General features: G+C 72.6%; 13 protein-coding genes. 9 read left to right on the top strand and 4 right to left on the bottom strand.

Translation table 11 applies throughout. The annotated features are described in order from the left end of the window. Positions 1-427 precede the first annotated feature (427 nt). On the top strand, positions 428-1579 hold the full coding sequence (locus V4Y04_RS34495) for a peptidoglycan DD-metalloendopeptidase family protein (protein ID WP_443080127.1): 1152 nt from the start codon (positions 428-430) through the stop codon (positions 1577-1579). 174 nt (positions 1580-1753) lie between these two features. On the opposite strand, the gene V4Y04_RS34490 is transcribed toward V4Y04_RS34495, so the two are convergent. After that, entirely contained in the window at positions 1754-2659 is a 906-nt protein-coding gene (locus tag V4Y04_RS34490) for a LysR family transcriptional regulator (protein ID WP_332433106.1), read from the bottom strand. Positions 2660-2796: 137 nt separating this feature from the next. Between V4Y04_RS34490 and V4Y04_RS34485 the strand changes: the two genes are divergently transcribed. Beyond that, positions 2797-3054, top strand: coding sequence for a hypothetical protein (locus tag V4Y04_RS34485; RefSeq protein ID WP_332432242.1), 258 nt, complete (start codon positions 2797-2799; stop codon positions 3052-3054). Between the two features lie 117 nt (positions 3055-3171). Beyond that, positions 3172-4362 (top strand): CaiB/BaiF CoA transferase family protein, encoded by a 1191-nt coding sequence (locus tag V4Y04_RS34480; protein ID WP_332432241.1) that lies wholly within the window; start codon positions 3172-3174, stop codon positions 4360-4362. A 103-nt stretch (positions 4363-4465) separates the two neighbouring features. Here V4Y04_RS34480 and V4Y04_RS34475 read toward each other — a convergent pair whose 3' ends face one another. Together V4Y04_RS34475 and V4Y04_RS34470 are read right to left on the bottom strand one after the other, a co-directional pair. Next, positions 4466-4894, bottom strand: a complete 429-nt coding sequence (locus V4Y04_RS34475) for a VOC family protein (protein WP_332432240.1) — start codon at positions 4892-4894, stop codon at positions 4466-4468. 290 nt (positions 4895-5184) lie between these two features. Further along, entirely contained in the window at positions 5185-5724 is a 540-nt protein-coding gene (locus V4Y04_RS34470; protein WP_332432239.1) for an isochorismatase family cysteine hydrolase, read from the bottom strand. A 198-nt stretch (positions 5725-5922) separates the two neighbouring features. Here V4Y04_RS34470 and V4Y04_RS34465 point away from each other — a divergent pair, with 198 nt between their 5' ends. Both V4Y04_RS34465 and V4Y04_RS34460 read left to right on the top strand, forming a co-directional pair. Beyond that, positions 5923-6351 (top strand): pyridoxamine 5'-phosphate oxidase family protein, encoded by a 429-nt coding sequence (locus tag V4Y04_RS34465; RefSeq protein ID WP_332432238.1) that lies wholly within the window; start codon positions 5923-5925, stop codon positions 6349-6351. Positions 6352-6477: 126 nt separating this feature from the next. After that, positions 6478-6924, top strand: a complete 447-nt coding sequence (locus tag V4Y04_RS34460) for a type II toxin-antitoxin system PemK/MazF family toxin (RefSeq protein ID WP_332432237.1) — start codon at positions 6478-6480, stop codon at positions 6922-6924. A 27-nt stretch (positions 6925-6951) separates the two neighbouring features. Here the strand turns inward: V4Y04_RS34460 and V4Y04_RS34455 are convergent, their stop codons facing one another. Then, entirely contained in the window at positions 6952-7902 is a 951-nt protein-coding gene (locus V4Y04_RS34455) for a TIGR02452 family protein (protein WP_332432236.1), read from the bottom strand. 329 nt (positions 7903-8231) lie between these two features. Here V4Y04_RS34455 and egtA point away from each other — a divergent pair, with 329 nt between their 5' ends. Genes egtA through egtD form a run of 4 tightly spaced genes read left to right on the top strand, consistent with a single transcriptional unit; the run spans position 8232 to position 12701 of the window. Continuing rightward, positions 8232-9596, top strand: coding sequence for an ergothioneine biosynthesis glutamate--cysteine ligase EgtA (egtA, locus tag V4Y04_RS34450; protein WP_332432235.1), 1365 nt, complete (start codon positions 8232-8234; stop codon positions 9594-9596). After that, complete coding sequence (gene egtB / locus V4Y04_RS34445) at positions 9593-10909, top strand: ergothioneine biosynthesis protein EgtB (RefSeq protein WP_332432234.1); 1317 nt, start codon at positions 9593-9595, stop codon at positions 10907-10909. The genes egtA and egtB overlap by 4 nt, the downstream gene beginning before the upstream one ends. Next, on the top strand, positions 10909-11742 hold the full coding sequence (egtC, locus tag V4Y04_RS34440) for an ergothioneine biosynthesis protein EgtC (protein ID WP_332432233.1): 834 nt from the start codon (positions 10909-10911) through the stop codon (positions 11740-11742). The genes egtB and egtC overlap by 1 nt, the downstream gene beginning before the upstream one ends. Next, positions 11739-12701, top strand: a complete 963-nt coding sequence (egtD, locus tag V4Y04_RS34435; protein WP_332432232.1) for an L-histidine N(alpha)-methyltransferase — start codon at positions 11739-11741, stop codon at positions 12699-12701. The genes egtC and egtD overlap by 4 nt, the downstream gene beginning before the upstream one ends. The last annotated feature ends 669 nt before the right edge of the window (positions 12702-13370 follow it).

Genomic DNA, 13370 nt, shown 5'->3' with positions numbered 1-13370 from the left:
ATCGCACGGCGGAGGGCCGCCCGCGTACCGGGCGCGTACGTGGGCGCTCCCGACAACGCGGCTGGGGGTCCCCCTGCTCGAAGAGCCTGGGGGAGTGCGTGCCGGACGCCGCGGGGCAGGCGGGACTTCCGAAACACGCCCCAGCCCTCGCGTGTGTTCCCTGGGCATCAAGTCAGCCCTTTCGGGCAATCCGCTGTGCCTGGCAGGCCGGTGACGTCTCGTCAGGACGGCGTTAGCATCCAGGCGTGAGTCTGAACTTTCCCCCGTCATCGCATCCGGTCACCGCACCTTCGCACGGCAGACACGACACGTGACCGAGGACGGAGGGAGCGCCGGGGCCGTTCACACAGCGGCCGCAGCCGGACAAGCGGATGACCGGACGGTGCCGGGCCGGCACGGGGCACATCCGGAGTCGATCACACCCACGATGCCGGTCGACCCGGCCGACGGCACGCCGCCTCAGGGCGACGTCACCGATGAACCACCGGGCCGCGAACCTCCGGACCGTGAGCCTTTGTCGACGACGCCGGCTCCCGACGGAGCCCGCCCGCCACGCCGCCGCGGCCCCTTCGTCCTGATCGCGGTGCCCGCCATGGTGGTGATCGTCGGGGTCGCGGGGTTCCTCGCCCTGACCGGCGTCCTCTCCCCCGCTCTGTCCGAGGAGCCGGATCCGGCACCGACGTCCGTCAGCAACGTCGACGCCTCCTACGTCCCTTGGCTGCGCAAGGCCGCCGATGCCTGCGAGGTCGTCACGCCCTCCCTCCTCGCCGCCCAGATCGATCAGCTGTCCGGGTGGAACAACGACACCGCCAGCCTTTCCCAGCAGGGGATCGCACGCTTCACCGACGCTCAGTGGCAGACCTGGGGCCGGGACGACGACGCCAACGGCCGCTCCTCACCGCTCGATCCGGCGGATGCCGTCATGGCCCTCGGCCGGTACGACTGTTCCCTCGCCAAGGAGGTGACCGACCTCAGGACGAAGGGAACCGTCAGCGGCAACCTCGTGGACCTCACCCTCGCCGCATACGAGGTGGGGACGGACGCGGTGGCACGGACGGGCCACGTACCGACCGGCGCACACCCGTTCCTCGAGAAGGTCAAGGAACGACTGCCGCGGTACGACGCACTCGTCCGGCAGAACCCCGACGCGGCCGACGAGCGGAACACCTCGGCCATCCTGGCCCCGCCCGCGGGCACACTCACCGTCACCTCGCCTTTCGGCTCGCGTGAGCACCCGCTCACCGGTGTCACCAAGCTCCACACGGGAGTGGACTTCGGCGCGCCCCAAGGGGCGCCGGTGTCCGCCACGCGCGACGGCCGGGTGACGTTCGCGGACATGACCGCGGCCTACGGCAACCGGGTGGTGATCGACCACGGCACGATCGCCGGCAAGCGGCTGGAGACGACCTACAGTCACCTGTCGGCCCTCCAGGTCACCACGGGCCAGACCGTGACCGCCGGCACCCCGGTGGGGCTCGTGGGCTCCACCGGCCTGTCGACCGGTCCCCATCTGCACTTCGAGGTCCTTCTCGACGGGCAGTACACGGATCCGATGCCCTGGCTCAGCACCACCCGCTGACCGTCACGAGGAACACCCGCCGTCCCGACACGACCTCGCGCGATCTCGCCCACCAGGACCCGCCGCCGGAGCGGGCCGATCGGGCGGACACCGTCCCCGTCACCCAGCAGGGCCGGTGGCGGCGAGGAGCCCGGTGGCGCGGCGGGCGCGAGGCCCTCGCGAGGGATCCCGCTCTCAGGCGACGGCCGTCGGCGCCAGTTCCCGCAGTTCCCGCAGTGCGGCCTCGACCGCCGGGCGGGCGTGGCCGCCCCCTCGGGTGCAGGTCAGCAGTTTGCGGTGCGGGTTGCCGGTGCAGCGTACGCGGGTGATCGGCAGGTGCGGGGTCAGCTGGGCCAGTCGCGGGATCAGTGCGACGCCGAGGCCGTGCGCGACGAGATGGGCGGTGGCGTTCCAGTCGAGGGCGTGGTGGACGACGTCCGGGGTGAACCCGGCGGCGCCGCAGGCCGACATCACATGGGGCCGGCAGGGGCTCTCCGGCACCGGTGCGATCCACGGTTCGCGCGCCGCCTCCTCCAGGCCGGCCCGCCCGCGGTCGGCCAGCGGATGCCCCTCGGGGACCACGAGATCGAACGGGTCGTCCAGCAGCGGCTGTTGGTCGAAGCGCGCGTCGCTCAGCGGCGGGTTGAGCGGGGTCACCTCGACGATCGCCAGATCGGTGGCCCCTTCGAAGAGCAGGTCGAAGCTCTTCTGCACCGCCGTCTCCAGGATCCGTACCGTCAGCCTGGGATGACGGGCGCCCAGCCGGGCCGCCATGGGGGCCAGCAGGACCGAGATCGCCACCGGGAACCCGGTGACCCGCAGCAGCCCGGTGGGGGCTCCGTGGTCGGCCCGCAGATCCAGTTCGGCCTGTTCCCAGCGGGTCTCGATGGCGTCGGCGTGCGCGAGCAGGCTCTCGGCCGCCGGGGAGAGCCGTACGCCGCGTCCCTGCGGTTCCAGCAGGTCGACACCCAGGTCGCGGGCGAGCCGGCGGATCTGCTGGGAGGCGGCGGACGGGGTGAAGTGCAGGGCGCGGGCGGCCGCGGTGACCGTGCCGTAGTGGGCGACCGCCCTGAGGACGTGCAGCCGGCGCAGGTCGATCATGTAGCTCAAGCTTCACGGTCGATTCCATAAAGTCAACCTGGACGTGTACGGAAGGTGCGACGCACCCTGGTCGTGTCACGACGGCCGCCGGACCTTGCCGTACCGGGAGCCGAACTTCGAGGAGCCGAGGAGCCACTATGGCCAGCGCGCACGGAACCACCGGCACGACCGGCGCGACCGGCATCGTCTGCCCCTACTGCGGATGGCCGGACGGCGCCGAGCCGTTCCAGCTGGTGTCGCGGCACAGCAGCGCCGCGGGCAGCACGGTGTGGACCCGTTGCGGATGCGGCTCGCTCCAGGTCCGTGTCGTCGACGGCCACGGCGCGCACGTCGTCACCCGCGGCAGGCCGCCCGCCGGGATTCCCTCCGCCCGGGCATGCGGGGCACGCGGCTGAGCGGGCCGAACGGACCGAGGGCGGCCGTTGACAGGCCGCTCGCACCGGCTGTACTGATCGAGCGGACGGGGCGGCCGGGTCCGGTCCGGGAAGACGAGCGGAAGGCGAGCGGAAGACGTGGACGTGCAGAGGCATCCCCTGTCCGGGGTCACGGTGGTCAGCCTGGAGCAGGCCGTGGCCGCGCCGTACGCCACCCGGCAGCTCGCCGACCTCGGAGCCCGTGTGATCAAGGTGGAGCGGCCGGGCGAGGGCGACTTCGCCCGCCGTTACGACACGACCGTCCACGGCCACTCCAGCTACTTCGTGTGGCTCAACCGGTCCAAGGAGTCCCTCACGCTGAACCTGAAGGATCCGCGGGGCCTCGAGATCCTGCACCGACTCCTCGCCGGGGCCGATGTGTTCGTACAGAACCTGGCACCGGGCGCGGCGGACCGGCTCGGCCTGGGCACCGACGCTCTCACCCGACGTCACCCCCGCCTGATCCCGTGCACCATTTCCGGCTACGGCACGACCGGTCCCTGGGCCGACCGCAAGGCGTACGACCTGCTGGTGCAGTGCCAGACGGGCCTGGTGTCGCTGACCGGAACGCCGGAGGGGACCGCCCGCACCGGTATCTCGGTGGCCGACATCGCCGCCGGAATGTACGCGTACAGCGGGGTCCTCACCGCTCTCTACACCCGGGCGACCGCCGGCACCGTCCACCCCGTGGAGGTGTCGCTGTTCGAGGCCTTGGCCGAGTGGATGGGCCAGCCCGCCTACTACACCCGTTACGGCGGCAGCCAGCCCCCGCGCCTGGGTACGCGGCACGCCACCATCGCCCCGTACGGGACGTACCGGGCCGCGGACGGCCGCGAGGTGCTGTTCTCCATCCAGAACGAGCGCGAGTGGGCGGCTCTGTGCACCGATTTCCTGGGCCGTCCCGAGCTGACCGGCGATCCGCGCTTCGCGACCGGTTCCGCGCGCGTGACACACCGCGAGGAACTCGATGCCGTGATCGCCGAGCGCTTCGCCCGCTCCGACGCCGATGAGCTCCTCGAGGACCTGGAGGCGGCCGGTATCGCCTGTGCGGGGGTCAACGACGTCGCCGCCTTCCTCGGCCATCCGGTCCTCGCCGCCCGCGACCGCCGGCGTGAGGTGGCGGTCCCCGGCGCGACGGTGGAGGCCCTGCTCCCCCCGACCGACCTCGCGGGTCTCGCGCCCCGCATGGACCCGGTGCCCGCCGTCGGCGAGCACACCGAGTCCATTCTCGGCGACCTCGGCCACTCCCCCGCCGACATCACGGCCCTGCGCGCGGACGCGGTCGTCTGAACGGACCTCGGAGCGACCGCCAGAGCCGGGCCGGGTGGAACGGGGCGGGGCGGGAAAGCCCTCAACCCACCCGGCCCGGCCCTCCGGCAGTCGCCCGGACGGATCAGACCGCCCCGGGGACCTCTTCGGTGACGCCGTTGAGCGGGGAGTCCGGGTCGGTTCCGTAGGGGCGGGTGATGACTTCCAGACCGTGTCCGGCCGGGTCGGTGAAGTACACGCCGTGGCCGCCGTCATGGCGGTTGACGCGGCGCGGGTGGCGGCCGTGCGGATCGGCCTGGATGGGGATTCCGGCGTCCACGAGCCGGTCGAGGAGGGGAGCGAACTCGTCCTCGGAGACGAGGAACGCGTAGTGCTGTGCCGGGATGTCGGCGTCGATGGTCGCGAAGTCCAGGGTGACGCCGTTGGCCGTCGTCACGGGAAGGAAGACTCCGGCCGGTTCGCCGACCTCGAGCCCCAGGATACGGGCGAGGAAATGGGCGGACTTCTCCCGGTCACGGGTGAGAACGATGGTGTGGTTGAACTCGACTGACACTGGTCAATGCCTCCACGGGCATCCGCGGCGCCTCCATGCCTCACCCGGTCGATGACCGGCACGCGATGCCGCACGGGTGATGGTAGACAACTTCGTCGGTGGCCGTCGAGGAGTTTTCGCCGGCTGCGGGCGGGCGGGTGGCCGGCCGGCGCCGGGGGTGCGGCTCGGCGGGCAGGGGCTGCGGGGCGGAGGGGGAGAAAGCAGTGGGAGGACCCGGGGTACGCGCCATACGGCCGGTGTCGCGCGGGGCGACGCGCCCCGGCCCCGCGTCGGGGAGACGGCCCGCGCCGTCACTCCGCCCACAGGTCGGCACTGTCGCACACCCGTGCGTTCATGTTGCGTTCCATCATCCGCAGGGCGGCGTCCGCCAGGTCGGCGTGGATGTGGGCGACGGCGTCGCGGGGGACCACCACGTCGAGGTGGCGGATGTGTGCGTCCAGTGCGGAGTACAGCACGCACTGCTCCGTCACCTGGCCGCACAGGACGAGCCGGTCTACGCCCTGCTGGTGGAGGAGATAGTGCAGCGGTGTCTCGAAGAAGACCGAGTGGCGGGCCTTGACCACGAAGAGTGAGGAGTCGGTCGGCCGCAGCGGTTCGACGAGGTGCGCGTGGGACCCGGCGAGCGCCTTGTCGAGCAGCTCGCCGTGGTGCGACCGCCACTCTCCGAAGTTGTCGTTGACGTAGACCACCGGGGCGTCCCGCTGCCGTGCCCGGCGCAGCAGGTCCGAGATGACCGGTACGACCGACTCCGCGGACGGCATCAGCAGCTCGGCGTCCGGGTGGTCGTAGGTGTTGATCATGTCGATGACGATCAGCGCGGTCCTGCCCATGGCACCCGTTCCCCTTCGGCCGCCCGGACTCGGACGGGATCCGACGGCAGGGCCCGGCCGTCCCTGCCGGACCCCACCGGCCCCCGGGGTACCCACCCGCATCGTTTTCACGCGTCGGCACCTGCTCTCCGGGGGCCGGTGGCTCATCAGGGCCGTCCGGCCCTAGCCCGGCCGGGATCGGCCGCCGACCATGGACTGATGTTCCAGAGCGATGGTTTCCGTGCACTCGAACGCCAGGAGTGCCTGCGCCTGCTGGCCAAGGTGCCGGTCGGTCGCGTCGTGTACACCCGGCAGGCGCTGCCCGCCGTCCTGCCCATCAATTTCTCCCTGGACACGGACGCCTCCGTGCTGCTGTGCACTTCGCGGGACTCCGACCTGGTGCGTGCGATCGACGGGGTCGTGGTGGCCTTCGAGGCCGACGAGTTCCATGCCGAGCACCGGGCCGGATGGAGCGTGGTGGTCACGGGCCGGGCCGCGGTGGTGACCGATCCCGCCGAGCACGAGCGGCTGCTGCGGACCGGACCCGATTCCTGGATGCCGATGCGGGACGGGGTGTTCGTACGGATCGAGGCCGGGATGATCTCGGGCAGGGAACTCACGGGCGTGAGCGTGCACGACACAGCGTGACCTTTCCGCCGCGCGCACCGCGCGCACCACCACAGCTGTGCGCAGCGGTCCACCGGAAGCCGTACGCCTCCCTTGCCGCGCAAGGCAGTTGATCACAGCCCCGGTGTCATCCCGTACGGTACGTCTGTGACCGAGTACAGCACTGATGAAGTCCCCGGCCGCTTCGGCCCCACCGCCACCACGGAGGCCGAACCCGGTGAGGTGGGCCGGGTACGCACGGAGTACTCGCCCGAGCGCGACGGCGACCCCGACCCGGGGGAAATAGTCTGGACCTGGGTCCCCTACGAGGAGACCGACGGCCGGGGCAAGGACCGTCCGGTACTCGTGGTCGCGCGGGAGCCGTCCGGGACCTTCCTCGCGGTGCAGCTGTCGAGCAAGCAGCGCAATGGGGACCGGGACCGGGTGCCGATCGGGAGCGGGCCGTGGGACCGTTCGGGCCGCGATTCCTGGGTGGCCGTCGACCGGGTGCTGCGGCTGCACGAGGACGGCATGCGCCGCGAGGCGTGCGCCCTGGACCGGATGCGGTTCAATCTGGTGCGTCACCGGCTGCGCGAGCGGTACGGCTGGAACTGACCTTCACCCGATCCGCTGCCGAGTCCCTCAAGCGGCCGGCGCCAGGTCCGCGAAGGTCCGCTCGAACGCCGCGCGGACCTCGCTTCCGCGTGTCCGGTCCAGAATCCCGAACACCACGTGCTCGAACGCTCCCGCGAATCGTCCGCCCGGCTCCAGCAGCGCCCGGAACGCGGCCGCCACCTGCGCGGGATCGTTCCGGAAGACCCCGCAGCCCCAGGCGCCCAGCACCAGTCGCCGGTAACCGTGGACGACGGCGGTCTCCAGCACCCGCTCCGCCCTGACCACCAGGGCGCGGGGCAGCTCGGCCGCACGCTCCGGTGCGGTCCGCAGGATCACACCGGCGTTCGGCGCGGCCGAGGTGAGGAAGCCGACGGAGAACGGCTCGTCGAGGAGCCGGCCGCGATCGTCGCGGAAGACGGGCACGGCGGGCGAGTGAATCACACGGTCGGTGTAGAACGGGTCGCGGTGCGTCCGGTGGTGATCGTAGAACCCTGCTGCCCGCAGCAGGCAGACGTACAGGGCGGAGGCGCGGCACAGCGCCTCTTCCTGGGCCTGGGCGCCGTTGAGGTAGCCGCCGCCCGGATTCCGGGCTGAGGAGAAGTTCAGCACGGCGGGCTCGCCGGGCGAGTCGTCGCGGTCTCCCGCAAGCCGGCGCGCGGCCTCCAGGCTGCTCTCCCCGGTGACCTCGATCCGGGTCCCCACCGGCCGGAAGGCCGGGGACAACGCCCAGCCGACGCCCGGATCCGGGGCCGGGCGCGGGTCCGGAGCCGGGCCCGAAGATCTCACCGAAGCCGTCACCGGCGCATACGCCGGGATCTGCACCCGCAGCGGCTCCGGCCCGTACATCCGCGTACCGTCCCGCGCGGCCTCGACCGCCGCCGCCAGGCGCACCTCACGACCGTCGGCCGGAGCGCGATAGCCTCCCGATGCCACGATCCGCTCGGTCTCCCGCGCGATGCCGCGCAGACGCGCGCTCACGCCGCGACCCCCGTACGCGCCGTGACCGCGCGCCCCGCGATCGCCCCCGTGGTCTTCACCGGCATGTCGCCCGGCCTCTCCCCCGTCGTGCTCATAGGGGCATCCTGAGCGATGCTGAGGAGGCGACGCAACGGAGTTTCCCCACGGAAGGCCCGGGAGGCGGGGGGGAAAGCCCTCGGAAACGGGCGGGAAGGAGGAGTTACCGGCCCGGAACTCCCGCCAGGCGCTCTTGTGCCGGACGTCGTGAGGGTTTTGGCTGGACGAGTTGATGCCTGCCCGGCAAAAGACACCGGGCCGGCGACATGGTGGTATCTCAGGAGGATTCCCACATGTCCGATTCGGCAAGCGCCTGTATCGAGCCCCGTCCCGCCGTCACCGAAGCCGAGGCGGAGGCCCTCGTACGGGGCATCTGCTTCAAGACCGGACCACCACGTCGCCTCGGTGTGGAGGTGGAATGGCTGGTCCACGAGCTGCGGACCCCGCGGCTCCCCGTGACATCCGAACGACTCGAAGCGGCCTACGCCGCTCTGCGGACCGTGCCCCTGGATTCGGCGCTCACCGTCGAGCCCGGAGGCCAGCTGGAGCTCAGCTCACAGCCCGCCGCCTCCCTCATGGAGTGCGTCGACGCCGTCCGCGCCGATCTCGACGCCGTCCGCGCGGTACTGCGCGAGGACGGTCTCGGCCTCGTCGGCCTCGGCCACGATCCCTGGCACACACCGCGCCGGTTCCTGCGCGAACCGCGCTACGACGCCATGGAAGCCTGTCTCGACCGCACCGGCCCCGCCGGCCGCGCCATGATGTGCACGTCGGCCTCCGTACAGGTGTGCCTGGACGCCGGATACGAGGAACCCGGCACCCTCGGTCATGTGCGGCGCTGGTGGCTGGCACACCGACTGGGCCCGGTGCTGGTGGCCGCGTTCGCCAACTCCCCGCTGGCCGGGCACCGGCCCACCGGCTGGCTGTCCACCCGGCAGCTGCGCTGGGCCCAGATCGGCACCGGCCGCGCGGGCGGCCCCGTACTGGACTCCGAGCCGCGCGGCGCCTGGACCCGGCACGTCCTGGACGCGCCGGTGATGTGCGTACGGCAGGACAGCGGGCCGTGGGACGTGCCGGACGGGCTGACCTTCCGCGAGTGGACCAGGTCCGGAGTGCCCAGGGCGCCCACCCGGGAGGACCTCGACTACCACGTCACGACGCTGTTCCCGCCGGTCAGGCCGCGCGGCCATCTGGAGTTGCGGATGATCGACGCGCAGCCCGGGGACAACGGCTGGATTGTGCCGCTGGCCGTGACGACGGCATTGTTCGACGATCCGGAGGCCTCCGAGACGGCCTACCGGGCGGTGAAACCGCTGGCCGAACGGACTCAGGGCATGCCCGCGCCGCACAACCCGCTGTGGCGGGACGCGGCCCGCGGCGGCCTGGCCGACCCGGAGCTGCGCGAGGTGGCCGCCGTCTGCTTCTCGGCGGCGCTGCGGGCCCTGCCCGGGCTCGGTGCCACGACCGAGGTCGTGGACGCGGTGGCGGCGTACCAGGACCGGTATGTCGCCCGCGGCCGCTGCCCGGCCGACGACCTGCTCGACGCCCTGCGCACCGGATCCGACGGCACACCCGGCACGCGCCCCCACAGCACTCCCGGCGCTCCCGGCCCGCACGCGCACGGAGCGCATCCGCACGGGAAGGACACCTCCTCATGACCGATCCCGCCCTCGACGCCGAAGCCCTGCGTGAGCGCGCGGTCGCCTCACTGGTCACCGCGCGTGACCGGACCACCCTGCTGACCAGCTGTGTCGACGGACCCGATCTCACCGCGCAGCACTCACCGCTGATGTCGCCGCTGGTGTGGGACCTCGCCCACATAGGCAATCAGGAGGAACAGTGGCTGCTGCGGGCCGTCGGCGGGCAGGAGGCGATACGGCCCGAGATCGACAGCGTCTACGACGCCTTCGAGCACCCGCGCGCCGAGCGGCCGAAGCTGCCGCTGCTGCCTCCCGAGGAGGCCCGCCGCTATGCCTCGGACGTGCGCGGCCGGGCGCTGGACGTGCTCGAGGGCACCGCGTTCCACGGCGAGCGGCTGACCGAGGCGGGGTTCGCCTTCGGGATGGTCGCGCAGCACGAACAGCAGCACGATGAGACGATGCTGATCACCCATCAGCTGCGCAGCGGCCCGCGGGCCCTGACGGCCCCGGACCCGGAGCCGGTGCCGCTGTTCACCGGCCCGGCCGAAGTGCTCGTCCCGGGCGGCCCGTTCACCATGGGCACTTCGGACGAGCCGTGGGCGCTGGACAACGAACGTCCGGCGCACCGGCGCGAGGTGGCACCGTTCCACATCGACACGACGCCGGTGACGAACGCGGCGTACCAGGCGTTCATCGAGGACGGCGGCTACGACGAACCGCGCTGGTGGACCGCGGAGGGCTGGGCCCACATCCGCCGCAACTCCGTCACCGCCCCGCTGTTCTGGCGCCGGGACGGCGGGCAGTGGCTGCGGCGCCGCTTCGGCGCGACCGAGGCCGTGCCGCCCGACGAGCCGGTGCTGCACGTGTGCTGGTACGAGGCGGACGCGTACGCCCGCTGGGCCGGGCGCCGGCTGCCCACCGAGGCCGAGTGGGAGAAGGCCGCCCGGCACGACCCGGCCGGCGACCGCTCGGCGCGCTACCCCTGGGGCGACGCCGACCCCGGACCGGAGCACGCCAACCTCGGCCAGCGCCACCTGCGGCCCGCGCCCGCGGGCAGCTACCCGGCCGGTGAGTCGCCGCTCGGGGTACGTCAGTTGATCGGCGACGTGTGGGAGTGGACGTCCAGCGACTTCCTGCCCTACCCGGGGTTCAGGGCGTTCCCGTACAAGGAGTACTCGGAGGTGTTCTTCGGGACCGGGTGCAAGGTGCTGCGCGGCGGTTCGTTCGCGGTGGACGCGGTGGCCTGCCGGGGCACGTTCCGCAACTGGGACCATCCGGTCCGGCGGCAGATCTTCTCCGGGTTCCGCACGGCCCGCTCGGAGAGCGTCTGATGTGCCGTCATATCGCTTACGTGGGTCCCGGGGAGCCGCTCGGCCGGCTCCTCGTGGACCCGCCGCACGGGTTGTACCGCCAGTCGTGGGCGCCCCGGCACCAGCGGTACGGGACCGTCAACGCCGATGGTTTCGGAGTGGGCTGGTACGCGCCCGGGGACCCGGTGCCGGCCCGGTACCGCAGGGCGGGGCCGATCTGGGGAGATCCGTCGTTCGCCGATCTCGCCCGGGTCGTCCGCACCCCGGCGCTGCTCGCGGCCGTACGGGACGCGACCCTGTCGGGGGCGGACGGCGAGGCCGCGGCGGCGCCGTTCGCCGCGGGGGCCTGGCTGTTCAGTCACAACGGGGCCGTGCGGGGCTGGCCGGGCACGCTCGCGCCGCTCGTCACGGCCCTGCCGCCCGAGGACGTGCTGTCGCTCGAGGCCCGCAGCGACTCCGCGTTCGTGTGGGCTCTGGTGCTCGCCAGGCTGCGGGCCGGGGACGAGGAGGGGCAGGCACTGGCCGACACCGTGCTGGAGGTCGCCGCGGCGGCCCCCGGGTCCCGGCTGAACCTGGTGCTCACCCAGGGCGACACGATCACCGCGACCGCGTGGGGCGACACGCTGTGGTACCTCGCCCGGCCGGGCGGCGGCACCGTCGTGGCCTCCGAGCCGTACGACGACGATCCGCACTGGCGCGAGGTCCCCGACCGCACCCTGCTGGCCGCGAGCCGCACGGACGTGCTGCTCACCCCGCTCAAGGAACCGGGCGACGCCCTGACGGGCACCGGCACACCGGCGCGGCACACACCGGCACCGCACACACCCGCACCACCGAAGGAGCCCCGCACGTGAGTCCGTTCCGTCTCACCCGCACCCTGCCCGAGGACGCCACCGACGCCGCCCTGCGCGCCGACGTCCTCCGGGGCCTGACCGGCAGCCCAAGGACACTGCCTCCGAAGTGGTTCTACGACGCGCGGGGCAGTGAGCTGTTCGAAGAGATCACCGAACTGCCCGAGTACTACCCGACGCGTGCCGAGCGCGAGATCCTGCTCGCCCGCTCCGGTGAGATCGCCGAGGCGTCCGGGGCCCGTACCCTCATCGAACTGGGCTCCGGCTCCTCGGAGAAGACCCGCCATCTGCTCGACGCCCTGACCGGGCTGCACACGTACGTCCCCGTCGACGTCAGCGAGAGCGCCCTGACCCTGGCGGGCCGGGAACTCGCCGCCGAGCGGCCGGGGCTGCACGTGCACGCCCTGGTCGACGACTTCACCGGCCGCATGACGCTGCCCGACACCCCAAGGCCGCACCTGGTGGCGTTCCTCGGCGGCACGATCGGCAATCTGCTGCCCGCCGAGCGGGCCGCGTTCCTGGCCTCCGTACGCGCGATGCTCGCCCCCGGGGACTCGCTGCTCCTCGGCACGGACCTGGTCAAGGACGAGGAGGTGCTGGTCCGGGCGTACGACGACGCGGCCGGGGTGACGGCCGCGTTCAACAGGAACGTCCTGACCGTCATCAACCGGGAGCTGGGCGCCGACTTCGATCCGGCCGCCTTCGACCATGTGGCCGTGTGGGACGCCGGACACGAGTGGATCGAGATGCGCCTGCGCTCGCGCGACCGGCAGACGGTGAAGATCCCGGCGCTCGATCTCGCCGTCGACTTCGGCGCGGGCGAGGAACTGCGCACCGAGGTCTCGGCGAAGTTCCGCAAGGAGCGCGTCCGGAAGGAACTGGACGCTGCCGGGTTGGAGTTGGCCCGGTGGTGGACGGACGAGGAGGGGCGGTTCGCGCTGTCGCTGAGCATGGCGCGCTGACGGGGCGGGCGGCGGCGAGGGGCCCGGGGCCACCGGGCTCCTCGCCTCACCGGGGCCTTCCCGGATGCGGTTCGCTGTCCGACGGCCAGGGGCAGGGCCTGTCCTTCGGATCAAGTCGGAGGTGGCTGACGGTTTCTGTCCGGCTGGGGTGAGCGGGGGCACCTGCTCGAAGCAACTTGGGGGAAGGCGTGCCGACACCCGGCTCCCCAACTCCCCAACTCCCCAACTCCCCAACTCCCCAACTCCCCAACATGATCCGCCCGGACAGGGGCTCTGGCCCTGTCCGGCGGCCGCAACGGCGTCGGACCGCGCGGCAGGGTGGCGGCGTCGGTCGGTTCAGCCGGTGCTGCCGGCCCTGCTCCGCAGTCCTGCGGCGAGCGATGCCTCGCCGAAGGCGTCTGCGGCGAGCCGGGCCGCGACCGTCCTCCGTACGCTGCGGTCGGTGAGGGACGGGGCGTGCCGGGCCGGCGCCGTTTCGGCCCGGCACGCGGCGCGTCGTCGCCACGTCGCGGGGCGCCCCTCGGAATCCGACGGCCCCTGAACGGCCGGTCCGGACGGTGCGTGAGGCCCCGACATCTCGCGCTCGGTCACCACTTGGGGCACGGTGGAGTGACGTGCGACACAAGAGGCGGCCCTCGTACCGGTGGGAGCCGCCGGCGAGAGGAGCAC

The sequence above is a fragment of the Streptomyces sp. P9-A2 genome (genome assembly GCF_036634175.1).
In the GTDB taxonomy this organism is placed as follows: Bacteria; Actinomycetota; Actinomycetes; order Streptomycetales; family Streptomycetaceae; genus Streptomyces; species Streptomyces pratens.
This window is presented reverse-complemented; position numbering and strand designations above follow the sequence as displayed.